This is a genomic window from Paenibacillus fonticola DSM 21315 (genome assembly GCF_000381905.1).
In the GTDB taxonomy this organism is placed as follows: Bacteria; Bacillota; Bacilli; order Paenibacillales; family Paenibacillaceae; genus Fontibacillus; species Fontibacillus fonticola.
In genome coordinates, this window is sequence record NZ_KB907246.1 from 75,318 (window position 1) to 99,929 (window position 24,612).

Consider the following 24,612-nt stretch of genomic DNA (forward strand, 5'->3'; position numbering starts at 1 on the left):
CCCGTCATTTCAGGAGGAGAACATGGAGAGAAGAAAGGTTAGAGTAGGGATAGATGTTGGAGGCACTTTTACCGATGCCGCTGTTATAGATAATGAGACGTATGAAGTTATTGAGAAAATGAAAATTCCGACCACTCACCACGACGAGGATGGCGTGGCGAAAGGGATCGTTCAAATTTTGCACCAAATTTTGGAGAGCCGGGGCATTTTGCCGGAGGACGTCACTTTTATTGCCCACGGTACGACCCAGGCGACGAATGCGCTGCTTGAGGGCGACGTGGCCAGGGTTGGCATTATCGGCATGGGCTCCGGACTGGATGGACTGAGCGCCCGCTCGGAATCTAATCCGGGTAACATTGAGCTCGCTCCGGGAAAATATTTGCAGACTTATCATACGTACCTGGACTCCAAGGATCTGAAGGAGGAGCAAATTGCCGCAGCGATCGATGGGCTGGTGCAGCAAGGCGCCGAAGTCATTGTCGCCGCCGAGGCATATAGCGTGGATGACCCGACGAATGAGCTCCGCGTCGTCGAAATTGCGAACGGGAAAGGAATTTACGCTACGGGCAGTCATGAAATTTCCCAGCTGTACGGATTGAAAACGCGGACTAGAACGGCTGTGGTCAATGCCTCGCTTATTCCTAAAATGATGGAAACGGCCAACATGACCGAGAAATCAGTCAAAAACGCGGATATCCAGTCCCAACTGATGATTATGCGCTGCGATGGCGGCGTGATGAGTATTGACGAGGTGCGTAAGCGCCCGATTTTGACCATGCTGTCGGGGCTTGCTGCCGGCGTTGCCGGAGCGCTGATGTACGAGAAAATTTCGGATGGAATTTTCTTTGAAGTCGGCGGGACAAGCGTCGATATTTCAGTGATCAAAAATGGGAAGGTCATGATCAAGAACGCCCAGGTGGGCGGGCACCGCACGTACTTGCAGTCTCTCGATGTGCGCACGCTCGGAATTGCCGGAGGAAGTATGATTAAAGTAGCCGACGGCCGGATTATAGATGTCGGGCCGCGCAGTGCCCATATCGCCGGCAAGGAATACGAAACGTTTGCGAGCAGTGATCAAATCATCGATCCGCAAGTTAAATTTATTAGCCCGAGAGACGGGGACCCGCAGGAATATATCATTTGCGCAAGCGGAAATGGGAAGGAATATTCCTATACGCTAGCGGGGGCCGCGAACATCCTTGGCTACATTCCCGATGGAGACTACGCCCGGGGGAACACCGAAGCGGCGGTCAAAGCGTGGCAGGCGCTAGCCGCCCATGTAGGATTAACAGTTGAAGAAGCGGCCAGACAGGTGATAAATATTGCGATCGACAAGACGATGAAGACTGTGAATGAAATGATAGAAGATTACGAGCTGGATCGTTCCTTTACCACTCTCGTTGGCGGGGGCGGAAGCGGGACGGTGCTCGTACCGGCAATGGCGGAACGGGAGCAGATGAAATGCAAGATTGCCAATAATGCTCCGTATATTTCTACGATCGGCGTGGCTCTGGCGATGGTGAAGGAGCAGCTTGAGCGGACCGTTGTCAACCCGACTGAGGAGGACATTAAGCGCATTCGGACTGAAATTGTCGAGCGGATCGTGCAATCCGGGGCGAGTGAGGAAACAGTTGAGGTAACGATCGAAATCGACAGTCAGAAAAATATTTTGCGGGCTATCGCCACAGGCTCGACGGAGCTTCGTTCCAAGGATCTGGGACAACAAGCGATTAGCGAAGAGGACATGCGCGTCATTGCCGCTAAATCGGTTGACCAGCCGCTTGAAACGACGAGACTGGCCGCACAGACTGGAAGATGGAAGCTCTTCAGCAGCGAGAACGTCAAGAAATCCTTTTTTGGCTTGCTAAAGAAGAAGACGGTATATGGCAGCGTACTGGATCGCGAAGGGGTTGTCCGTTTTAAGAAAGGCAACATTCATTTTGAGAAAATTACTAAATCCCAGTTTGCTGGTCAGCTTAGCCACTTTTTGGATGACAACACGATCTATTCCGATGCAAATGCGACTCTGCCTAAAGTATTTGTGTTCTATAAAGAGAAAATGCTGGATTTAACGGGCATGCAAACGAAGGAACAGTTGATGTCCATTTTGGAGATTGAGACCGAAATACTCACAGCGGAAGATGAACTCATTGTCATTGCCTATCAATAGCAGGGAAGGAACTGACCATCATATAGAAGGGGAAGGAGATGCGGGCCGTGTTGCTGCAGGAAACGACAGCAGCCCTTTCCGATGAGGTGCTCGCTTGCGCGGAACTGACGCAGGATCCTTTATTTTATAAAATACCAAAGGATAAAATTCCATACTATGTAAAAGCCTCGCTGGACAAAGGACGCCAAATGGCGGCTGATTACATCGGTATTTCGGCGAGAGCCTTATGTGAGCGGGCAGGGCTGAAATATGAAATTTCGGGCAAAACAGCCAAGTTCCATCATGTTTCCTTCCGCGCACAGATCAACTTTGCGAAGAAGGTGCCGGAAATTATCGTGTACTCCTCTTCATTGTCCGAAATGCATCAGGCATTGGAGGCCGTTCTGGGACATGAAGAGAGTCCCGATATGGACCGGCTCATTGATATTCATCTGGCCCATGAGTTCTATCACTACCTGGAGTATCAAACAGGCAGCTTTACCAATGAGCTGCTGGAGCCGATCGCCGTGCTGCAGCTAGGGTTCTATACGAGATGGTCCGGTGTGATGAAGTGCAGTGAGATCGCGGCGCACGCTTTTTGCAAGGAAGTGATGGGGCTTCCTTATTTGCCGAATTTACTGGATTATGTATACCTGGTCAAGAGCGGATCGATGTCAGCGGAGCAATTTCAACAATGTGTGAAAAACTGGAATAAAATGTTATAGACTGCGTTGGATGCTCTCCTTGCCTCCATCAGTGTGGTATAATGAAGGGGTGCTAGCGGGGATACCGGATAGCATTTTCCATCGTTAGATCAGGAGGAGGTAGCATGTCTTCACAAGTTCCGGCAGTCATTGCAAAGATCGTATCGCAGACGCAAAAATTGACATTCGGCGAAAATCAGATCGCCAATTTCGTAATTCATAATCCGGAGTTTATTACTCGCAATACGATCACGGCCATAGCCAACGAGATTGGCGTGTCGGAGACGAGTATTAACCGTTTTTGCAAGAAGGTCGGTTTTAAAGGCTTTAATGATTTTAAAATTGCCTTTGCCCAGGACGCTTTTTACCGGGAAATGCAGGCCAAGAAAAAAGAGCGGCGGGAGATCAATGCTATAGATGCGCTTGCGCTCGATTATAATGAATTGATCGTGAATACATCTGCGTTAATTACAGAGGAGCAGCTCCACAATGTGGTGGATATTCTGAAGAACGCACGCAGGATTTTTTTGTTTGGGATGTTCGATTCTTACTTGGCGGCAATTGCACTGAAGAACCGGCTATCTATTATCGGGATCATGTCCGAAGCGATCAGTGACAGCAGAGCGATGAGAATTGCAGCGTCGCAGTGCACCTCCGAGGATGTCGTCATCGCCTTCTCGCGCTCGGGTTCAACCACAGAAATCGTGGACGCGGTGGCTATCGCCCAGGTGAACCAGGTGAAGACAATCGCCGTAACCTGCTACGCCTCTTCGCCCATTACAGAAAATGCGGATGTCGATATTATTGCACCGGATAAAATATCCGTAGATAACAGCGCTTTTATGTCAAATCATATTACATTTTTGTTTGTCGTAGATTTGATCATGAGCGTATTCATTTCTTCAGACAAGGCTTACTTAAAAAAGAAACTGGACAGCGAGGCCGTTCTGGCTCAAGGCCAGTCGATCACCAATTATTTTCTTTAAGTTCAACAATTCTTAAACAAGGAACTAAACGGAAGAGGGGCGCTTTGCCAGGCATTATTTTGTCTGCGAAGGGCCCTTCTTGCAGATGTTTTATTGCAATGTTACAGAAGAGGGCAGTGGATAATAGTGGAATACAGTTGGATTACAGTGGAATACATGTAAGACCAATGGATCACATATAAGGATCTATAGGCTGATTAGTTAACGGTTTCTTGCGTTGCGGATAGACTTTGCCCTGACTTTTACTTACAATAATAAGGAGCTTTTGTATTCATCATTTGGAGCGGGAGGACAGCAAATGCTGGGCAAGCTTAAAAAAATTGACTTCACGATTGTGTTTATTTTGCTGGTTCTCATGGGCATCAGTATTGCGGTTCTCTATAGCGCAACTTCCGGCACGAAATACGATGGATATCATCTTCAAATGTTGAAATATTACATTCTAGGTTTTATCGTATTTTTTCTTGTGTCTTTGCTCGATTTTCGTCTTTTGATCAAATATGCAATTTATATTTATTTGTTCGGGCTAGGTCTGCTCGTCGTTGTATTATTTGTCGGGAATACCTACCACAACGCGACGGGTTGGATGACGCTGCCGGGGGGAACCAGTTTTCAGCCCGCGGAGTTTTTTAAGCTGATCCTCGTTATTTTTCTTGGATTTCTGCTTGTCCGCAAACGAAAAACGGGACTGCTGTTTTGGCGGGATGTCATACCGGTATGCCTGTTCACTTTTATTCCGTTTGCCGTAGTTATGGCTCAGAACGATCTTGGCAACGCGCTTAGTTATCTTATCATTTTGGTAGGTATGCTCTGGATTGGAAATATTAAGTATACGCATGCTTTGATTGCTGCCGTTATTTTTTCCAGCTTGTTAATCGGCGGGATCAGCGCTTATAAAATATATTATGAGCAGGTATACGCCTTCTTCGCGGAAATCGGGCGCGAGCACTGGATCGAGCGGATCGATCCTTGGCTTATGCCTGAAATGGCCACGGACCGGGCAATCTATCATACGCGAAACGCCAAGCTGGCTATCGCCACCGGCGGAATGACGGGAGAAGGCTTTATGCAGGGCGGCAATGTGCAGGCGGATCTGGTGCCGCTCACGTATTCTGACTCGATCTTTGTGGTGATTGCCGAGGAATTCGGCTTTATCGGCTGCTCGGTGCTGCTGCTGCTCTATTTTGTACTCATTCACAGGCTGATTCTAATTTCATTGGAATGCCGGGATCGGGCTGGTCCTCTGCTTATCGTTGGGATCGTCGCGATGCTGCTGTATCAAATATTTGAAAATATCGGGATGTTTATCGGGCTTATGCCGCTGACCGGCATTACGCTGCCATTTATCAGTTATGGCGGAACGTCTCTCATGATCAACATGGCGAGTATCGGGGTGGCAATGAGTATTCTTATTCATGGAAAGGAGCCCGAAGAGGAGCAAGTGCTTCCTTCATCCCGCTACGCCTCTATGAAATCGTAAAAGAACGAAACTAGAATGCTAGAATGATAGGTTTACGTTTCTCTTAAACGGACATACTGATAGACATCAGTAGTTTTGTAGAGGAGGAACGGCAATGAAACAGCAAGGCCGTAATATAGCACTTATTTGTTGTATTTTCATTGTATTGCTTATGTCATGGGAAGGGCAGAAGAGTGATGCGGCAGCACTCGGCGGGGAGATCCCCCAGGAATCGATCCGTTTACGCATTTTAGCCCATTCGGACCGCGCCGGCGATCAAGTGACCAAGCGGATTGTCCGCGACGCCGTTGTCGAACAGATGAACGGCTGGGTGGAGCAATTGGCAGACCCGCTTAGTCTGGAGGAAGCCCGTGATTTGATCCGGGGCAACCTGGGTTTGATTGAGGAAACAGTAGCTCGTACGCTTAAAAGAAATGGCAAGAGCTATAGCTACCATGTAGAGCTTGGGACGGTGCCTTTTCCTACGAAAATGTATGGCGGTGCTGTTTACCCGGCTGGCGACTATGAAGCGCTGCGTATTACCTTGGGCGCAGGCGAGGGAAAAAACTGGTGGTGCGTCCTTTTCCCGCCGCTGTGCTTCGTGGATGCCGGGAGCGGAGAGGCGCTGGCAAAGGATGGAGCGGGCGTGAAAAATACAGCAACTGTTTCAGTTGCGGGCAGCGATGGAGAGGCACTTCAGGGGCAGGTGCATGTCCAGGCTGAACAGGGGAAGGCTGAAGTTCGTTTTTTCCTGTGGGATTTGCTCACCGGCTTGTGGGATTGGATCATGAGTTTATTTAAATAACATGCGAAGGCTTGTCGTGCCAGTCTCGTAACCGGGTAAGGGTTATAGTAGGTGGGGCAAGTTTTTTGCGTTCCAGGGTTGGGTTATAATAAAAGGCAAATGAGCAGTCACCTGAACTATGGAACATAGTTTGTAATGGAGCAAAGATCGTTATGGACATAGTTCGTTTTGGAGCATAGATAGCTATGGAATATAGGTGGTTGTGGAGTATAAATATTTATGGAGTATAGATGGTTATGGAGTATAGATGGTTATGGAATATAGATGGTTATGGAATATAGATGAAAGTTTGAGTTGATGGATAATGACCGATCAAGGCAAAAAAAATACCGATCAAACTTCTGGAGGGCGCAAGACCCGCTGGTGGAATGTCAGGGAAGTGTATGAGGAGCAATCTGTAGGACAAGCTGGAAAAGAAGCCGGAGGACAAGCTTGTCTTGAGGTTAGTTTTGAAGCTAGCCAGCAAGGAGTTCGCCAAGCTGGGCAGGCCAAAGGGCCAGTTAATGGATTAGCTGGAGAACAGGCTTTTTTCAGTGAGGATGTACAGGAGCATGCCGGCACGCGCGAGGGGCGGCAGCTGTCTGCTGACGAGGCGATTGACGAGGCGATCCAGGAAGCGGCGGCCGTTCTGGCGTCCGGCGGCACGGTCGCCTTTCCGACCGAGACCGTGTATGGGCTCGGCGCGGACGCCCGGAGCACGCCAGCGGTGGAGGCGATTTTTGCCGCCAAAGGGCGGCCATCCGACAACCCGCTGATCGTGCACATCGCGGACATGAGGCAGTTGGACGGGCTCGTTACCGAAGTAAACGAGACGGCGCGGCGGCTCATGGAAGCTTTTTGGCCGGGGCCGCTGACGCTTGTGCTGCCAGCGGTGCCCAGCGCCGTCTCGCCTCGCGTGACGGCGGGCCTGTCCACCGTGGCCGTGCGGATGCCGGCCCACGAGGTGGCGCTGCGGCTCATCGCCGCAGCGGGGTGCCCGGTGGCGGCGCCGAGCGCCAACCGGTCGGGCCGCCCGAGCCCCACGCTTGCGCAGCACGTGGGCGAGGATTTGGCCGGCGTGATCGACGGTATCGTCGACGGCGGGCCCACGGGGGTGGGAGTGGAGTCGACGGTGGTGGAAGCCGGCCCGGACGGCACCGTCACCGTGCTCCGCCCTGGCGGGATCACGGCCGAGCAGCTCGCCCGCGTGGCGGCGGGCGGCGTGAAGCTGGACCCCGCCCTGCTGGAGGCGGCCGGGGCCCAGCTGCTCCCGGCACCGAAGTCGCCGGGAATGAAGTACACGCACTATGCGCCGCGTGGAACGCTGCGCATCGTGCGCGGGGCCGCCGTCCGGAAGGTGGCGGCCCGGATCGGGGCCGAGCTGGACGCGGCCTCCCGGCGCGGGGAAGTGACGGGGGTGCTCGCCTTTGACGAGCACCTCCCGCACTACCGCGCCGACTGCGTGCTCTCGCTCGGCAGCATCGCTGCGCTTGAGACGGCGGCGCATCGGCTCTACGGGGCGCTCCGCCGCTTCGATGAGCGCGGCGTCACTTACATTCTGGCCGAGTCCTGTCCTGAGGACGGACTCGGGGCCGCCGTCATGAACCGCCTGCTCAAAGCGGCGGGCCATGACGTAATAGATGTATAAGAAGGTTCTTGGTGTGCTTCCTTGATATATGAATCATCAATTCAAAAAGGGGGAGGAAGATGATCTCTATCGGATTGACCGGGTGGGGGGATCATAACGAGCTGTACCCGCCGGGAACGCCAGCCAGGCAGAAGCTTGAAATCTATGCCCGGCATTTTCCGGTAGTAGAGGTGGACAGTTCCTTCTACGCCGTACTGAGCAGGGATACTTATTCCCGCTGGCTGGAAATGACGCCGCCCTCGTTCACTTTTATTCTCAAGGCATACCAAGGCATGACGGGGCATGCCCGGGGAAAAGTGCCTTTCGAAGGGCCAGGTGCAATGTTCCAGGCGTACTTGGATTCGATCGACCCTGTCGTACAATCCGGAAGGCTGCGTGCAGTTATGTTCCAATTTCCGCCCTGGTTTGATTGCAATCCGGACCATGTCCGCCAGCTTCGCGCCGTCCGCAAATGGATGGGGGAGCTGCCGCTCGCTTTGGAATTTCGCCATCAGAGCTGGTTTACACCGGACATGCGGGAACGGACGCTGGAGTTTATGCGTGAGGAAGGCTGGATTCACATTGTATGCGATGAGCCGCAGGTTGGACAGGGCTCCGTTCCGACCGTGCTCGAGCCTGCTGGAGGGAAGCTCACCATCGTCCGGCTTCATGGAAGGAATGCCGCGGGCTGGACGCAGAGCGGAGCGCCCAATTGGAGAGAAGTGCGGTATTTATACCGTTATAATCGGGAAGAGTTGACGGAATGGCGTGACAAACTGCGGGAATTACAGGCGAAAGGCGCCGGTGAAATCTGTATGATTTTCAATAACAACTCCGGCGGGGATGCCGCCGCGAATGCTCGAGAAATGATGTTGCTTTTAGGAATGGATCTTCCGGAGCTTCCTCCCTCGCAGCTTGATCTGTTTGGCGGGGAACAGGATTGATATTATATTCTGTTCTGGATTTTTTATCAATCACTTCAATCTTTTATAATAGGGTTATAAAGGGAAAATACACATAGTGAGGATGTAACACATAGTCATGAACCGCTTCTTGTCCGCATATGGTTGTACAAAAACAACCTCGGACATGGGGAGTGGGGCGTTATGGCGGAAATATACGAGCGGCTTGGTGAACTGCTTACGATCGTTTTGATGGCGGTCGCTTTAGGAATGGACGCCTTGTCCCTGGGACTCGGCATTGGCATGCGAGGGGTCCTGCGGCTGGAAATGGTCCGTATCGGCGTTATGGTTGCACTGTTTCACCTGCTGATGCCGCTGTTTGGAATTGTGGCCGGCCAATTTGCGGGCGAACTGCTGGGAAGTTTGGCAAAATACGTATCCGGCGGTCTGCTCGTACTGCTCGGAGGTCATATGATATGGAGCTCTTTGCTTGGCAATGGTGAACAGGTTGCGGATTATCGCTCTTTTTTCGGTTTGTTTCTGTTTTCTTTAAGTGTCAGTATAGATTCGTTCTCCGTAGGCGTATCGCTGGGCATGTTTCATAGTGATTTGCTGTTTACCGTAATTGCTTTCGGATTGTTCGGCGGGCTGATGTCCGTGCTTGGACTACGGCTTGGCCACGGCGTAGGCGAGCGGCTTGGTGAATACGGGGAAGCGGCAGGGGGCGCTATATTGCTGGCATTTGGACTAATTTTCATCTTCTGATACAATGACTAACACATATGTACATGAATCAGGGTCAGGAATAAACTAGGAATCAAATCGAATCATAACGGAATTAAGTCCGAATCCTGTCGGTATTAAACCTGCTCAAATCTGTATCAAACCTGTATCAAATCGGAGTTAGGCTGGAGGTGAACAAGCTTGCGAATATTGTTTGTATGTACTGGAAACACATGCCGCAGTCCCATGGCAGAAGGGATATTCCGCAAGCTCGCGCAGGAGCGGGGATTGGATGTAGAGGTGTCGTCAGCTGGTGTCGCGGCGGTGGAGGGCATGCCGATTTCCCGCCATGCCGGAGATGTGCTCAAAGAATTGGGAATTGAGGACCGGATCACGTCGACTCCGCTTCATGCGGAGCTGATCGAATGGTCGGACCTCGTTCTTACGCTGACTGAAGGGCATAAGCGCCAAGCTATTGCGGCTTTTCCTGCAAAGGCAGATAAAATATTCACCCTTAAAGAATACGTAGAGGAAGATGAAACCGTATTGGCCGATCAGGCAGAGCTTAGCCGGCTGATCGCCGAGCTCGAGCTTAACCGGGCGCTTGGCCAAGGAATGGACGAATATAAGGAGCGGCGAATTCGCGAACTGCTGCAGCGCATGCCGCATTACGATATTTCCGATCCGTTTGGAGGCAGCCGCATGGAGTATGAGCTTACTGCGCAGGAAATTCGGGCGGCATTGGAGAAGCTAATCGCTAAGCTGGAAAAAGAACGCTTTCAATAAAAGCGGTACAAAAACAAGGTTGCAATTGTTGGACACATGTTTTATTCTTAAGGCATGGAAATGAGGATCCGATGTAACTGGCGACGATAGTGGAGCAAACCACAATGGAGCATCGGAATATACGGCCGGTCGCCTGGGCAAAGAGCACGACGCAGATGTTGCGTCATGCTCTTTTTCGTCATTTTCGAGGAGCTGCAGTATTTCCGGCTTGCTTTAACACAGCTTGCTTCAACAGAGTGGGCTGTAACACGGCATGCTTTATCTCTGGCGCTTCAACACAACGTGCTCTAACACAGCTTTCTTCTTTTGCTTCTTCTGTCCCGGAAATTCTAACGAAGTTTGTCGCAACGATCCCCAGGTTATATTAGGTATAATAGAGACAGACTTATTTGGAAGGATGGATACGTCGATGAATGGAGAAGAGCAAGAAAGATCTATTCGCGAGGAAGCGGCGGAAGTGTTGGAAGAGCTGGCGGCTGCGGTCCCTCTCGGTTCGAATCATCTGGTAGTAATCGGTGTAAGCACGAGTGAAGTGGCGGGCCAGCGCATCGGCACGGCGGGTGCGGAGAGTATTGCCGCTGAGCTGTACGAAGGCTTGGCCGGCATTCAAAGCAAATACGGCTTTGCTTTAGCCTTCCAGTGCTGCGAGCATTTGAATCGTGCACTCGTTGTAGAACGTGCCGTACTGGAGCGGCTCGGCTTGACTGAAGTCGCAGCAGTGCCTGTGCCAAAAGCTGGCGGCTCTATGGCAGCAATGGCGTATCGCCGCATGAAGGAGCCCTGCCTTGCGGAGAAGGTAGCCGCACATGCCGGGATCGATATCGGGGAGACGATGATCGGGATGCACCTGAAGGATGTGGCTGTTCCTTATCGCCCGGCGCGGCGTTATATAGGCCAGGCCAGGGTGACGGCAGCATCGACCCGGCCGAAGCTGATCGGCGGGGAACGGGCGGTTTATAAGCTGCCGGAAGTACAAGACACACAGCTTTGCGATTAGTTTAGGATGTTATTACATTATAATTTTAAATATAGGGAGGACTTTTGGACGATGGATCATTTGAGAAAACAAGACCCTGCAGTACTGGAAGCGATGAATCTGGAGCTGAAGCGCCAGCGGAACAACATTGAGCTGATTGCTTCCGAGAACATTGTTAGCGAAGCGGTTATGGAAGCGATGGGCTCCGTGCTCACGAACAAATATGCAGAAGGATACCCGGGCAAACGTTTTTACGGCGGCTGTGAACACGTGGATATCGTAGAGGATATCGCGCGCGACCGTGCTAAGGAATTGTTCGGAGCGGAGCATGCCAACGTTCAGCCGCACTCCGGCGCTCAAGCGAACCTGGCCGTTTATTTGACTGTGCTGAATCCAGGTGATACGGTATTGGGCATGAATCTGGCACATGGAGGACACTTGACGCACGGAAGCCCGGTCAACGCCTCCGGCCTGCTTTATAACTTCGTCGCTTACGGCGTGCAGGAAGATACATTCCTGATCGATTATGATGAAGTGCGCAAGGCAGCTTTCAAGCACCGCCCTCGCCTGATTGTGGCTGGAGCCAGCGCATATCCGCGTATCATTGATTTTGAAAAAATGGCTTCCATCGCCAATGATGTAGGCGCGCTCTTTATGGTAGACATGGCCCATATCGCTGGTCTGGTTGCTGCTGGCCTGCATCCAAATCCGGTTCCACATGCGCATTTTGTTACGACGACGACGCACAAGACGCTTCGCGGTCCGCGCGGCGGTATGATTCTATGCCGCAAGCCTTGGGCTGCAGCGATTGATAAAGCGGTATTCCCGGGCACGCAAGGCGGTCCGCTGATGCATGTTATTGCTTCCAAAGCGGTTGCCTTGGGAGAGGCTTTGCAGCCTTCGTTCAAAACCTACGCGGAGAACGTTGTAAAAAATGCCAAGGTGCTGGCTGAAGCGCTTGTTTCCGAAGGGCTCAACCTGGTTTCCGGCGGTACGGATAACCACTTGATGCTGATCGATACCCGCAGCCTGAACATCACCGGTAAAGATGCGGAGCATGTGCTCGATTCCATCGGCATTACTGTTAACAAAAACGCGATTCCGTTTGATCCGACGAGCCCGTTTGTCACAAGCGGTATCCGCATTGGTACGCCTGCGGCTACATCCCGCGGCATGGACGAAGAAGCTATGGTTGAAATCGGCCGGATCATTGCGGCCGTGCTGAAAGCACCGAAGGACGCAGCAGCGCTGGAGAACGCCAAAGCGCGCGTTACTGCGCTGACCGACCGCTTCCCGCTTTATCCGGAAATGAAATACTAAGATAGGGCCGCTTAAATCCCGGTTGTTTCCGCAACTGGACTAGCAGGCAGTTAGCCCGCCCGCTCCTAGTGGAGCAGGCGGGCTAATTTCCGTCTTCTAAAACCCGAAAGAAGTGGCACTGTTGATAATTCTGTACTGAGCATGTTCTCCTATGATCAGCAAACCGGTGCGATTCCAAAAGATATGATGACCGCGGCTGGGACGCGCACCCCGCATACTGAAAGGGCTTGTTCATTAAAAGAAATGGAGCCCGGGTGGCAAGGTCTTCCATCTGGATTCCTTCATGATGAGACCTTGGGCGGCGCTGGGGCGACTAAAGACCGTTTTCCCGAAAAGCTGACAGCACTAGATGAAAACGAGTTCGCCAAGTGATATAATAAACAGGATTTGTGCATCATTTGATGTAGGGATCGTCACCTGAAGCAAGATTCAGCTTAAACCGGAGGGACAAATATGGGAAAACTGGTGGTATGTGATCACCCTTTGATTCAACACAAACTGACTTTTATTCGAGACATGCAGACGAATACGAAGGACTTCCGTGAATTGGTAGATGAAGTCGCCACTCTCATGGCATATGAAATTACAAGAGAAGTACCTTTGGAATCGATCAAGGTGCAGACCCCGGTCTGTGAAGCTGAAGCACGGGTCATCTCGGGCCGGATGCTTGGGCTGATTCCGATTTTACGGGCCGGCCTTGGGATGCTCGACGGTGTTCTTAAACTGCTTCCTGCTGCGAAAGTAGGGCATGTAGGTTTGTTTCGGGACCCGCAGACGCTTCAGCCGGTAGAATACTACGTCAAGCTGCCTACAGATGTGCAGGAACGCGAGCTTATCGTTATTGACCCAATGCTGGCGACAGGCGGTTCAGCGATCGCGGCGATTGATGTGTTGAAGAAGCGCGGATGCACGCAAATTAAAATGATGAATTTGATCGCGGCGCCTGAAGGCGTACAAGCTGTGCAGGAGGCCCACCCGGATGTAGATATTTACGTGGCGGCATTGGATGAGCGGCTGGATGAACACGGTTATATCGTTCCTGGATTGGGAGATGCCGGTGACCGGTTATACGGTACCAAATAGTTTATGTAAAATGACGATATTTAATGAAGAGGTTGTTTTGAAGGTTTCAGAGGGTATCAGAGCATACCGGAAGATGTTGCTCTCGATAATACTCAGAAGGTATTAGATGAGATCAGAGGATATCAAAGGTACTAACGGGGATTTGAAGGATTTGAAGGATTTAAAGGACAATAATTAAGGAAAGGAATTATCATGCCTAAAATTAAAGTAATGACAATTTTTGGTGTCAGGCCAGAAGCGATTAAGATGGCTCCGCTGATTCTCGAGCTGCAAAAGCATAAGGAACATATCGATTCGGTCGTCGCCGTAACGGCCCAGCATCGTGAAATGCTTGATCAGGTGCTGGATGTATTTAAGATCGTGCCTGATTATGATCTGGATGTCATGAAGCCAAATCAGACCCTGAATGAAATTACCATTCGGGTACTCGGTGGGCTAGAGCAGGTTCTGTGTGATGCGAAGCCGGATATTGTGCTTGTCCACGGCGATACGCTGACGACTTTTCTGGCCAGCTACGCTGCTTTTCTGCAAGGGATTAAGATCGGGCATGTCGAGGCGGGGCTACGTACCTGGAACAAGTGGTCACCGTACCCGGAGGAGATGAACCGCCAGTTGACAGGAGTGCTGGCCGACCTGCATTTTGCTCCGACCGAGTGGTCGGCTAACAATTTGCGCAAGGAAAATAAGCCGGAGTCAAGTATATATATCACAGGCAACACGATAACTGATGTGTTTCAATATACAGTACAGCCTAATTATTGGAACTCAGTGCTGGACTTTGCCGCCGGAAAGCGGCTTATTCTCATGACGGCCCACCGCCGGGAATCGCAAGGGGAGCCGCACATGAACATATTCCGCGCCGTGAAGCGCATTGCTGACGAGTTCGAGGACGTGGCGATCGTATACCCGGTTCACCCTAGTCCTCCGGTCAAAGAGCCAGCGCATGCCACATTGGGCGGGCACCCTCGCATCAAGCTGATCGAGCCGCTGGATGTGATTGATTTTCACAACATCTATCCGCATACCCATTTGATCGTTACGGATTCGGGCGGGATGCAGGAAGAGGCGCCTTCGTTTGGTGTGCCGGTTCTCGTACTGCGCGATACAACGGAGCGTCCCGAAGGAATTGAGGCGGGAACGCTTGAACTGGTCGGTACGGAAGAGGAGATGGTTTATGAACGGATCAAGACTCTGCTGACGGATAGCGCTTTGTATGAATCTATGAGCCGTGCGGCAAATCCTTATGGGGATGGGAAGGCGTCCGAAAGGATTGTCAATGCGATATATCACCATTTTGGTGCAATTGATCAACGACCGGAGAATTTTCACAGAAAGTTCACAAATTCGAATGATCAATAATTGTGTTTCTGAACGAGATAGCATACAGTATTACTGTACGGTTTTAACGCTTTCGTTGACAAAAAGTAGACACATTCAGTAAAATAAGTTGGGATTGTTCCGAATGAAAATTCCTGATAATAATGGCAATCCTTGGATTGCTGCCGCTTACATTAGCGGGGCGGGTTTTTTGCTGGCTACCTATATTGTTGTCGGCTTTTTGAGTGCAAAATGGCTGGCGGAGCGTTTCGACGGGCCGAATTACTGGATTGCTATTGGGGCTATCACGGGTCTCGTGCTCGGAATCGTCAACGTATTTGTACTAATCAAAAAGTTTTTGGGGGCGCAGAATGGATGATTTAGGTTCCATTGTAAAAGCCGTATTCCGGATCACGTTCCTGTTATTGTCCGCTTTATTTTTCGGATGGGCCATTCTTCCAGAGTACAGGCCGATCTTCGCCGGATTTATTTTGGGACTGGCTGTCGGTTTGCTCTACGTCCGTTATCTGTCTTTGAAAGTACGGCAATTGGTTCAACTCGTGGTCAGTCAGGAACAACGCAGGTTTAATTTCGGTTTTGTTACTAGAATTTGTCTAGTTTTTCTTGCTGTCATGGTTGCGGTCAAGTTCGAGCAGGTGTCATTAATGACGGTTCTTCTCGGCCTGTTTATCCCGCAGCTGCTGACGATCCCGGTGAGCATCTTCATCGGAATCCGCAACAAGGCTTGAACATCTTATACGGGGAAAGGGGTGAATACATATAAATGCATGACGCACCGATTATTATGCTTGGAGGATTTCACCTGGATATATCCGCCGTTATGATGCTAATGGTAAGCATGCTCATCGTATTCGTCATATGTCGATTAGCTGTAGCGAATTTGTCGGTCGAGAATCCGTCCAAGATGCAGAACTTCATGGAATGGGTCGTTGAGTTCGTTCAAGGGATTGTTGGAAGTACCATGAGTTTGAAGAAGGGCAAGCCTTATATATCTTTGGGATTGACCTTGATTTTATTCATCTTCGTATCCAATCTACTAGGGTTGCCGCTAGGCGTGATCACTGAGGCGCATGGCCCGGAGAAGGTTTTTGGGAAAGTCATTGAAGCTACGGCTACTTTGCAAGCCGGGGAACATGCCCACATTCTGTGGTGGAAATCTCCGACCGCTGATATTGCCGTGACGGCTGGACTGGCACTGGTTGTATTTATTTTAATGAACTTCCTAGGGATCAAAAACAATAGGAAGCATTACTTCAAGCATTACCTTGAGCCGTTTCCCATTTTTTTGCCGCTGAACATCATCGAGAACTTGTCCAAGCCGATCGCGTTGGCTATTCGTCTATTTGCGAACATCTTCGCGGGTGAGGTTCTGATCGCGGTTATCATCAAGATGGGTTACCTCGGTATTCCATTTATGGGCATTTGGCAGGGCTTCAGTATATTCGTTGGCGCACTGCAAGCTTACATTTTCACCATTTTGACGATGGTTTATATTTCACAGTACACGATTCACGAGGAAGAGCATTAGTAAACTCTAGGGAAAAGGCCGCATGGCATCTTCCTGCCAGAGATCTAATACTACTAATTATTAAATAAGCAACATATTAAAGGAGGATATTTAAGATGGGATTGACTTATTTGGCAGCAGCTATTGCAGTAGGTATGGGTGCACTTGGTGCAGGTATCGGTAACGGGATGATCGTAAAAAGTACAGTTGAGTCTATCGCTCGTCAGCCGGAAGCAGCGAACAAGCTGCAAACAACGATGTTCATCGGTGTTGGTATCGTTGAGGTTGTTCCGCTCGCAGCAACAGTTATCGCGTTCTTGATTATGTTCTCTTCTTAATAATAGTTTCGGTTTGGCGGGGAGGGCCTATGCCATCCACGCCTTCGTTTTAAGCACAAGAAATCGCATAAGAAACTATTATTAACGGAAAGGAGTGACATCCGTGGAGGTCCTTTGGGAGAACATTATCATCACCATGCTTGCCTTTGCGATTCTTTATTGGCTGCTGAACAAGTTTGCATTTGGCAAGCTGTTTGCAGTAATGGAGAAACGTCGCGAGCTGGTACTTGGACAATTAGAAGAAGCTAAGCAAACTAGAGAGCAAGCAAACGCGTATGTCGAGGAGCAGAAAGAGGCTCTTAGCCAGGCACGTCAGGAAGCTTATGAAATTATTGAGCAATCGAAGCAAAGCAGCAGCAAACAGGCTCGGGATTTGCTGGAACAGGCGAAGCAGGATGCTGTACGTCTGAAGGACGAGGCGGTCCGCGATATCGAGACCGAGAGAAACAAGGCCGTCGAAGCGCTGCGCGGCGAGATTGGTGCTTTCTCCGTCAACATTGCCTCCAAGCTGATTGAGCGTGAGGTCGAGAATAATCCGGAAGAACAAGAGAAGCTTGTGAACCAATATCTTAAAGAGGTAGGTAGTAAATCATGAGCCGCGAAGCTGTTGTAGCGGGCAGATACGCCAAAGCCCTGTACGAAATTGCAGCGCAGGAAGGGCGTACGCTGGAAGTTGAACAGGAAATCAGAGCTCTCGTGCATGCTTTTCATGAAGATAAAGATATACAGAGGTTCATTTCGGCCCCGAATATTTCGGAGGATGTGAAATGGGGAGCGCTTGAGCGCGCGCTGGAAGGGAAACTTTCCAAACCTGTTGTTTCATTGGTGAAGCTCCTTGTGGAACGGGGAAGGACAGGTATTTTTCCGGAATTGCTAAGCCGCTATATCAAAATTACAGGGGATGCCTTTGGGCTCGCTACAGCGACTGTCTATACGACGTACCCTTTGAATGAAGAGGAAAAGGCAGCAATCGCGGATGAATTTGGCGCATTAGTCAACAAAAAGATCCGTGTTCTGAACGAGATTGACAAAGACCTGCTCGGCGGAATGAAAGTCCGTATCGGTGATACACTGTATGACGGAAGTTTGGCCGGGAAGCTTGAACGGCTTGAGAAGTCTTTTCGAAGACAAGCACTGTAGATAGGGGTGAAAAACTTGAGTATCAGACCTGAAGAAATCAGCACGCTGATTAAAAGTCAGATCGAACAATATAAATCAGAAATTGAAGTGGCCGAAGTCGGCACCGTTATTCAAGTTGGTGACGGTATCGCTCGCGTCCACGGGCTTGAAAACGCCATGGCAAACGAATTGCTCGAGTTTGAGAACGGCGTTTTTGGTCTTGCATTGAACCTGGAGGAGAGCAACGTTGGGGTTGTTATTCTCGGGCCATATAGCGAAATTCGCGAAGGTAATCAAGTTAAACGCACCGGACAAATTATGCAGGTTCCCGTTGGGGATGCACTGCTTGGCCGCGTCGTCAACCCGCTTGGACAGCCGGTTGATGGTAAAGGATCTATTGATACGACAGAGTTCCGTCCCGTAGAAAACAATGCACCGGGTGTTATTGAGCGGAAATCCGTTCATGAGCCGATGCAAACCGGGATCAAAGCGATCGACTCCATGGTTCCGATCGGCCGCGGTCAGCGCGAGCTGATTATCGGTGACCGTCAAACAGGTAAAACCGCGATCGCGATCGATACGATTATTAACCAGAAGGGCAATGGCGTAAAATGCGTATACGTTGCTATCGGACAGAAGCAATCTACTGTCGTCAACGTTGTTGAAACGCTTCGCCGCCATGGAGCGCTCGACTACACGATCGTAGTTACCGCGTCCGCTTCTGAGCCGTCACCGCTTCTTTACATCGCGCCTTATGCCGGTGTAGCGATGGCTGAGTACTTTATGTACAAAGGCGAGCACGTACTTATTATTTATGATGACTTGTCCAAGCAAGCGGCTGCTTATCGTGAGCTGTCTCTCTTGCTTCGCCGTCCGCCGGGCCGTGAGGCATTCCCTGGCGACGTTTTCTACTTGCACTCCCGTTTGCTGGAGCGCGCCGCGAAATTGAGCGATGAAATGGGCGGCGGCTCGATTACCGCACTTCCGTTTATTGAAACGCAAGCATCCGACGTGTCGGCGTATATTCCGACGAACGTCATTTCGATTACGGATGGGCAGATTTTCCTGGAGTCCGATTTGTTCTACTCCGGTCAGCGGCCGGCGATTAACGTCGGTATCTCGGTATCCCGTGTAGGGGGTTCCGCTCAAATCAAAGCGATGAAGAAGGTAGCGGGTACACTTCGCCTTGACTTGGCCCAGTATCGTGAGCTGCAGGCGTTCTCCCAGTTCGGTTCAGACCTGGATAAATCGACGCAGGCACGTCTGACGCGGGGTTCCCGTATGATGGAAATCCTGAAGCAGGGTGTAAACCAGCCGCTCTCTGTTGAGAAGCAGGTTATTAGTTTGTATACAGCAGTCAAAGGATACCTCGACGATATTCCACTCGGCGATGTGCGCCGTTTTGAAGCTGAATTCCTCTCCTTCGTGGATAGCCAGCACGATGAAGTGCTGCAATCGATCCGTGAGACGAAAGATTTGACAGCGGACAACGAAACGAAACTTAAAGAGGTAATTGAGAAGTTTAAAAGAGGCTTTGCTGCTTCGAAGTAACAAGCTTCATGAATCGGCTTGAAGCTTGGCTGTAAGCCCGGCTTACTTTAAGCTCAGTTCGCTTGAGGCTCAGTACGGCTGAAGCTCAGCTGCACAGATGCTGATTCGTGATGGTCGTATATATAGAATGCTTATAGCATAGAATGCTCGTTTTGGCTCATCCAAAGCTTGAATTGCTTGCTTATGGCAGACTTCGGTCTTAATTGTAATTCGGTTTTGACCGTGCCTACCATAAGTGGCTGCTTGCCAAGCTGGCTTTGGCTATGAGCCAAAGTTTGAGAATAAGCTGCAGGTACTAGTTTAGGGCTGTTGCCAGAACTATGCGTATGTTTCAAAGTAAACTCTCGCTTCTAGTTAAAGTTAAGGTAATGCTTACGATACGAGTTTTGGCTTGGCCAAAACTAAGTGTATGCTTTCGAAGTAACTTTGGCTCCTAGCCAAAGTTAAGATTATGCTTACGATGCGAGTTTTGGCTTAGCCAAAACTAAGTGTATGCTTTCGAAGTAACTTTGGCTCCTAGCCAAAGTTTGAAGGTGGTGAAATCATGGCAAAAGGGATTCGCGAAATAAAGCGTCAAATCAAAAGTATTCAGAATACTCGCCAGATTACGAAAGCGATGGAAATGGTCGCTTCAGCCAAACTGAGAAAAGCGCAGGAAAGAGCGCAATCCTCCCGTCCATACGCGGAAAAGTTGAAAGAAGTCGTGACCAGCATCGCAGCCGGAACGGAAGGCGTTACTCATCCTATGCTCGTGACTCGTCCGGTGAAGCGTACGGCTTATATTGTGATCACAGCTGATGGTGGCTTGGTTGGCGGATATAACACCAATATTATTCGTAAAGTGATGGAAGTAATCAATGAGAAGCACGCCTCCAAATCGGAGTACGGTTTGTTTGTCATAGGGCGTAAAGGCCGGGATTATTTCAATCGCCGGGAGCTTCCCGTTGTGAAGGATATCGTTGAACTGTCCGACATCCCCAAGTTTGCCGATATTAAGTCGTTAGCTTTTGCGGCTGTTCAGAGCTTTGAAGAAGAACAGTTTGATGAAGTCTATATTTGCTATAACAAGTTTATTAATGCGATGACCCAGCTGCCGACAGTTGACCGTTTGCTTCCATTCGACAGTGTCGAAACAGGCGGACCAGCAGCGGAATATGAGTATGAGCCTTCTCCTGAAGCCGTACTTGAGGTTCTGCTTCCTAAATATGCCGAAACGCTTATTTTTGGAGCTTTATTGGAAGGAAAAGCGAGTGAGCTTGGCGCGAAAATGACGGCAATGGGCAGCGCTACGAAAAATGCTTCGAAAATGATCAACGAGTTAACTCTGACGTATAACCGTGCTCGTCAAGCGGCTATTACCCAGGAAATTACGGAAATTGTGGCTGGCGCTAACGCGCAGAGCTAACACTTTCTTTTCGTGGATAGTTTGCGGATATGCTGGAATTCAGACAGTACGGAACAGCTTCGACACATATGTCAAAACAGCCCGCATATTGAAAATTCAGGCGAAAGCCGTAGTACGCCAAACAGGGCGTTGGTTTTCAAAGCCGTTTTACTGCGTAGTATTGCGATGATGAGCGTGGCTCGAGAAACCTAGAAACTAGGTATATGCTTTCGAGGCAGTTTTGCTGCGTAGTAATGCACTGAAGAAGATAGCTCCGCAAAACTTAGGTATATGCTTTCGAAGTAGTTTTGCTGCGTAGTATTGCTGTAGAAGCATAGCTCCGCAAAACTTAGGTATATGCTTTCGAGGCAGTTTTGCTGCGTAGAATTGCTGTAGAAGCATAGCTCCGCAAAACTTTAAGGAGGGAAAACACAAAAATGAACAAAGGACGCGTTATTAGCGTAATGGGTCCGGTTGTTGACGTTGAGTTTGGACGTGGGCAACTTCCGGAATTATTCAACGCTATTAAAATTGTGAAACAGGACGCGCAGGGAGACGGTCACGACCTGATCCTGGAAGCATCCAATCACTTGGGCGACAACCTTGTCCGCTGTATTGCCATGTCCTCAACAGACGGTCTAGTACGCGGTATGGAAGCAGTGGATTTAGGCGCTCCAATTTCTGTTCCGGTAGGCGAAGCCACTCTCAGCCGCGTATTTAACGTGCTTGGAGAGACGATCGATAATAAAGGCGCGGTAGCAACGGAAGTTAGAAATCCAATTCACCGGGATCCTCCTACTTTTGAAGAACTGTCGACGCAATCCGAAATACTGGAAACAGGGATCAAAGTTATCGATTTGCTGGCACCTTATGCCAAGGGTGGTAAAATCGGCCTTTTCGGTGGTGCGGGTGTAGGTAAAACCGTTACGATTCAGGAATTGATTAATAACATCGCTCAAGAACATGGCGGTATTTCTGTATTCGCTGGTGTAGGCGAGCGTACTCGTGAAGGTAATGACCTGTATCACGAGATGACAGATTCAGGCGTTATTAATAAAACAGCAATGGTGTTCGGTCAAATGAACGAGCCGCCGGGAGCCCGTCTGCGTGTAGCCTTGACTGGGCTTACGATGGCCGAATATTTCCGTGATCAAGAGGGACGAGACGTTCTTCTGTTTATCGACAATATTTTCCGCTTTACTCAAGCAGGTTCTGAAGTATCCGCCCTCCTGGGACGCATGCCTTCCGCGGTTGGTTATCAGCCGACATTGGCTACGGAGATGGGGCAGCTTCAGGAGCGGATTACCTCGACCAAAAAAGGTTCCGTTACTTCCATTCAGGCGATTTATGTTCCTGCGGATGACTATACGGATCCGGCGCCAGCGACGACGTTTGCTCACTTGGATGCAACGACAAACCTGGAGCGTAGAATTTCCGAGATGGGGATCTTCCCAGCGGTTGACCCGCTTGCATCCAGCTCGCGGATTTTGACGCCTGAAATCGTTGGCGAAGAGCACTATAACGTAGCTCAAGGCGTTAAACAACTCTTGGCTCGCTATAAAGAGTTACAGGATATCATCGCAATTCTCGGTATGGATGAGTTGTCCGAGGATGACAAGCTGATCGTATCCCGTGCACGGAAGATTGAACGTTTCTTGTCGCAGCCGTTCCACGTTGCTGAGCAATTTACGGGTATTTCTGGTAAATACGTGCCGATTGCTGAGACGGTCCGCAGCTTTAAGGAAATCCTGGAAGGTAAGCATGACTCGCTTCCGGAAGCGGCATTCCTCTTCGTAGGTACGATTGAAGAAGCTGTCGAAAAAGCAAAATCATTGTAATTAATGCACCGTTCATTCGGATGCTTCAGAAATGAACTGTCCCACGAACAGGAGGGATGACAAGTGAGCACCTTTTTATTGGAAATTGTTACCCCGGACCATGTGGTGTTCTCCGAGCAGATAGATAGCCTGACCGTTCGCGGAGTAGAAGGTGAGCTTGGTATTTTGCCGCATCATATTCCGTTGGTAACACCGCTTCAGGTTGCTCCAATTGTGGCGAAATCCGGTGGTACTGAAACCACAATTGCGGTACATGGCGGCTTTGTTGAAGTCCAAAAGGACAAAGTTATCGTTCTTGCCGAAAGCGCCGAGCTTCCGGAAGCGATTGATGTTGATCGGGCTGTTGCTGCTAGAGAGCGCGCTGAGCGCAGACTGTCTGCGGGCAAAAATCAGGACCGCATCGACCATCGCCGTGCTGAGCTAGCTCTGCAACGAGCAATTACACGGATCGATGTATCCGGTAATGCGAAGATCAAAAAGCATAGCTGATAGAACGGATATAAAACAAAGCTGAACACCAAGGTGTTCGGCTTTTGTTTTATATCCATGTTGTACAAGCGGATAAATTTTATTAAAATCAGGCATAATTTTAGAAGTATTTGTTAGATATAGCAGCGAATGGCGGACGAAAAGTTATTTCTTAAGAACCTTTTATATAAGACTTATGGTTTAATGTGCTCTTGTCTGTGATTTTTTTTAATCAAAACCGATCGGTGATGTGAAGAACTTTGTATAGTAAATCCGGATCGATCGGATTGAGGAGATTGTAACCCTGTCTAACGCCAGAGCCCATATGAAACTCTGTTGCGCCGGTTCGTTTCAGAAACGCTTCAAGAGCATCCGGGTGAAGGCCTCCGCCGGGCATGATCGTAATATTTTGCGGCCGGGCTAAAGTGATCAGTTCAAGGATATCGTCCTCAGCGTCCAGCGCTGACGAACGTCCCCCTGAAGTAAGGATATGTGTAATTTGGTCATATCGGCTCAAAATATCAATTGCATCTGCGAAGCGGCTGATTTCATCAAATGCCCGGTGAAAGGTAACTGGAAGACCGTCTGCAGCATCAAGCAGCCGATCAAGGGCATTTACATCCACAGCACCATCCGTAGTCAAGGCACCCATAACAAATCCTGAGACACCCAGGTGGCAAAAATGAGCAATATCCTGTAACATAGTAGCGATGTCTTCTTTATCGTATACAAAATGGCGACTATGGGGGCGGATCATCACTCTTACGTCGACATTAACATGCTCGAGTATTTGTTGGACAAGCCCATAACTTGGTGTCAGCCCGCCCTCTTGGGGGGCAGTAATAATTTCCAGCCGATGGGCTCCGCGCTGAGCGGCCAGTATCGCGTCTCCTAACGTGTAAGCAATAACTTCAACTAACACATCAGACAACTCCTTTCTATACATTTCGATCATCTGATTATAGCTTACGTTATTGCAAGTGAAAAGAAATGCTGGATTATTATGTCTCGGGCAAGTATGATATATAAGGTTTATAGTTTTGCATTATGTAGACCGATATATTTTTATAGTGTGTTAACCCTTTTAAGGACGATTGCATAATTATAGAACGAGGCGGGGGGAAGCTGATATGAATCCATTGGACTCCGTACCGGCTTCAGTCGGTGTAAACGGTTTGGTGTCCATCTTAGTATCACTGGCGTGCATTGTCATGTCTTGGTGGGCGCTGCAAAATCTTAGGCTCGACTTGATCATACGTCACCCGAAGGGGCCTCAAGGCAGACTGCTTCAAGTGCTTTTAGCTATCGTGCTGGGACGGTTTGTAGCTGGTTTTATTTTGGAATACATCGGCTATACGCAGATGCTGGGCTATATGTTTTAATTCCTAAGTCTTTGGTTATAAGTGTGTTAGACTATTGGGGGCGTGCAAAAAATGGTCTTAGAGACTTTTTGTATGCTTATGGTTGACACCGTGAAGTTTGTCGAATAACATCAAAACATTGTGTCAACAATGGTGAATAAGGGTTATGCCAAGGAGATCTAATGATTGCTAATAAATAAGACGAAAAT

25 protein-coding genes and 1 riboswitch are annotated in these 24,612 nt (G+C 49.7%); of the genes, 24 read left to right on the forward strand and 1 reads right to left on the reverse strand.

What is annotated here, in order from left to right:
* Positions 1-22: 22 nt before the first annotated feature.
* The 23 genes from G358_RS0102115 to G358_RS0102230 all read left to right on the forward strand — a co-directional run bounded on the left by G358_RS0102115 (position 23) and on the right by G358_RS0102230 (position 23,063).
* Positions 23-2,170 carry a hydantoinase/oxoprolinase family protein gene (locus tag G358_RS0102115; protein WP_019635552.1) on the forward strand — a complete coding sequence of 716 codons (2,148 nt, stop codon included), beginning with the start codon at positions 23-25 and terminating at the stop codon, positions 2,168-2,170.
* Positions 2,171-2,208: 38 nt separating this feature from the next.
* Positions 2,209-2,874, forward strand: coding sequence for a hypothetical protein (locus G358_RS0102120; protein WP_019635553.1), 666 nt, complete (start codon positions 2,209-2,211; stop codon positions 2,872-2,874).
* Positions 2,875-2,978: 104 nt separating this feature from the next.
* Positions 2,979-3,839 carry a MurR/RpiR family transcriptional regulator gene (locus tag G358_RS0102125; protein WP_019635554.1) on the forward strand — a complete coding sequence of 287 codons (861 nt, stop codon included), beginning with the start codon at positions 2,979-2,981 and terminating at the stop codon, positions 3,837-3,839.
* A gap of 298 nt (positions 3,840-4,137) precedes the next feature.
* The gene (locus G358_RS0102130; RefSeq protein WP_019635555.1) at positions 4,138-5,319 is read left to right on the forward strand and encodes an FtsW/RodA/SpoVE family cell cycle protein; all 1,182 of its coding nucleotides are present in this window, start codon (positions 4,138-4,140) and stop codon (positions 5,317-5,319) included.
* Positions 5,320-5,413: 94 nt separating this feature from the next.
* Entirely contained in the window at positions 5,414-6,103 is a 690-nt protein-coding gene (gene spoIIR / locus G358_RS0102135) for a stage II sporulation protein R (protein ID WP_019635556.1), read from the forward strand.
* 304 nt (positions 6,104-6,407) lie between these two features.
* Entirely contained in the window at positions 6,408-7,730 is a 1,323-nt protein-coding gene (locus G358_RS29345; protein ID WP_019635557.1) for an L-threonylcarbamoyladenylate synthase, read from the forward strand.
* A gap of 59 nt (positions 7,731-7,789) precedes the next feature.
* A complete protein-coding gene (locus G358_RS0102145; protein WP_019635558.1) occupies positions 7,790-8,653 on the forward strand; it encodes a DUF72 domain-containing protein in 864 nt (287 codons plus the stop codon).
* A gap of 162 nt (positions 8,654-8,815) precedes the next feature.
* Positions 8,816-9,376 (forward strand): manganese efflux pump MntP, encoded by a 561-nt coding sequence (locus G358_RS0102150; protein ID WP_019635559.1) that lies wholly within the window; start codon positions 8,816-8,818, stop codon positions 9,374-9,376.
* Between the two features lie 159 nt (positions 9,377-9,535).
* Positions 9,536-10,120 (forward strand): low molecular weight protein arginine phosphatase, encoded by a 585-nt coding sequence (locus G358_RS0102155; protein WP_019635560.1) that lies wholly within the window; start codon positions 9,536-9,538, stop codon positions 10,118-10,120.
* A gap of 63 nt (positions 10,121-10,183) precedes the next feature.
* A riboswitch (ZMP/ZTP riboswitch) is annotated at positions 10,184-10,266 on the forward strand.
* Positions 10,267-10,529: 263 nt separating this feature from the next.
* On the forward strand, positions 10,530-11,117 hold the full coding sequence (locus tag G358_RS0102160) for a TIGR01440 family protein (RefSeq protein ID WP_019635561.1): 588 nt from the start codon (positions 10,530-10,532) through the stop codon (positions 11,115-11,117).
* 51 nt (positions 11,118-11,168) lie between these two features.
* Positions 11,169-12,416, forward strand: a complete 1,248-nt coding sequence (glyA, locus tag G358_RS0102165) for a serine hydroxymethyltransferase (RefSeq protein ID WP_019635562.1) — start codon at positions 11,169-11,171, stop codon at positions 12,414-12,416.
* A 453-nt stretch (positions 12,417-12,869) separates the two neighbouring features.
* Positions 12,870-13,499 (forward strand): uracil phosphoribosyltransferase, encoded by a 630-nt coding sequence (gene upp / locus G358_RS0102175; RefSeq protein WP_019635564.1) that lies wholly within the window; start codon positions 12,870-12,872, stop codon positions 13,497-13,499.
* Positions 13,500-13,691: 192 nt separating this feature from the next.
* The gene (gene wecB, locus G358_RS0102180) at positions 13,692-14,858 is read left to right on the forward strand and encodes a non-hydrolyzing UDP-N-acetylglucosamine 2-epimerase (RefSeq protein ID WP_019635565.1); all 1,167 of its coding nucleotides are present in this window, start codon (positions 13,692-13,694) and stop codon (positions 14,856-14,858) included.
* 103 nt (positions 14,859-14,961) lie between these two features.
* The gene (locus G358_RS0102185; RefSeq protein ID WP_019635566.1) at positions 14,962-15,195 is read left to right on the forward strand and encodes an AtpZ/AtpI family protein; all 234 of its coding nucleotides are present in this window, start codon (positions 14,962-14,964) and stop codon (positions 15,193-15,195) included.
* Positions 15,188-15,565, forward strand: coding sequence for an ATP synthase subunit I (locus tag G358_RS0102190; RefSeq protein ID WP_019635567.1), 378 nt, complete (start codon positions 15,188-15,190; stop codon positions 15,563-15,565). The genes G358_RS0102185 and G358_RS0102190 overlap by 8 nt, the downstream gene beginning before the upstream one ends.
* A 35-nt stretch (positions 15,566-15,600) precedes the next feature.
* On the forward strand, positions 15,601-16,365 hold the full coding sequence (gene atpB / locus G358_RS0102195) for a F0F1 ATP synthase subunit A (protein WP_019635568.1): 765 nt from the start codon (positions 15,601-15,603) through the stop codon (positions 16,363-16,365).
* 101 nt (positions 16,366-16,466) lie between these two features.
* A complete protein-coding gene (gene atpE / locus G358_RS0102200; RefSeq protein WP_420836040.1) occupies positions 16,467-16,682 on the forward strand; it encodes a F0F1 ATP synthase subunit C in 216 nt (71 codons plus the stop codon).
* A gap of 103 nt (positions 16,683-16,785) precedes the next feature.
* Positions 16,786-17,277 (forward strand): F0F1 ATP synthase subunit B, encoded by a 492-nt coding sequence (atpF, locus tag G358_RS0102205; protein WP_019635570.1) that lies wholly within the window; start codon positions 16,786-16,788, stop codon positions 17,275-17,277.
* Positions 17,274-17,822, forward strand: coding sequence for a F0F1 ATP synthase subunit delta (locus G358_RS0102210; protein ID WP_019635571.1), 549 nt, complete (start codon positions 17,274-17,276; stop codon positions 17,820-17,822). Before atpF ends, G358_RS0102210 begins: the two co-directional genes overlap by 4 nt.
* A 15-nt stretch (positions 17,823-17,837) precedes the next feature.
* Positions 17,838-19,352 (forward strand): F0F1 ATP synthase subunit alpha, encoded by a 1,515-nt coding sequence (gene atpA, locus G358_RS0102215; RefSeq protein WP_019635572.1) that lies wholly within the window; start codon positions 17,838-17,840, stop codon positions 19,350-19,352.
* A 544-nt stretch (positions 19,353-19,896) separates the two neighbouring features.
* Positions 19,897-20,757 carry an ATP synthase F1 subunit gamma gene (gene atpG / locus G358_RS0102220; RefSeq protein ID WP_019635573.1) on the forward strand — a complete coding sequence of 287 codons (861 nt, stop codon included), beginning with the start codon at positions 19,897-19,899 and terminating at the stop codon, positions 20,755-20,757.
* A gap of 416 nt (positions 20,758-21,173) precedes the next feature.
* The gene (gene atpD, locus G358_RS0102225; protein ID WP_019635574.1) at positions 21,174-22,574 is read left to right on the forward strand and encodes a F0F1 ATP synthase subunit beta; all 1,401 of its coding nucleotides are present in this window, start codon (positions 21,174-21,176) and stop codon (positions 22,572-22,574) included.
* A gap of 63 nt (positions 22,575-22,637) precedes the next feature.
* Complete coding sequence (locus G358_RS0102230; RefSeq protein ID WP_019635575.1) at positions 22,638-23,063, forward strand: F0F1 ATP synthase subunit epsilon; 426 nt, start codon at positions 22,638-22,640, stop codon at positions 23,061-23,063.
* 211 nt (positions 23,064-23,274) lie between these two features.
* On the opposite strand, the gene G358_RS0102235 is transcribed toward G358_RS0102230, so the two are convergent.
* Positions 23,275-23,964, reverse strand: coding sequence for a copper homeostasis protein CutC (locus tag G358_RS0102235; RefSeq protein ID WP_019635576.1), 690 nt, complete (start codon positions 23,962-23,964; stop codon positions 23,275-23,277).
* 208 nt (positions 23,965-24,172) lie between these two features.
* Between G358_RS0102235 and G358_RS0102240 the strand changes: the two genes are divergently transcribed.
* Entirely contained in the window at positions 24,173-24,424 is a 252-nt protein-coding gene (locus tag G358_RS0102240; RefSeq protein ID WP_019635577.1) for a DUF1146 family protein, read from the forward strand.
* Positions 24,425-24,612: the final 188 nt, after the last annotated feature.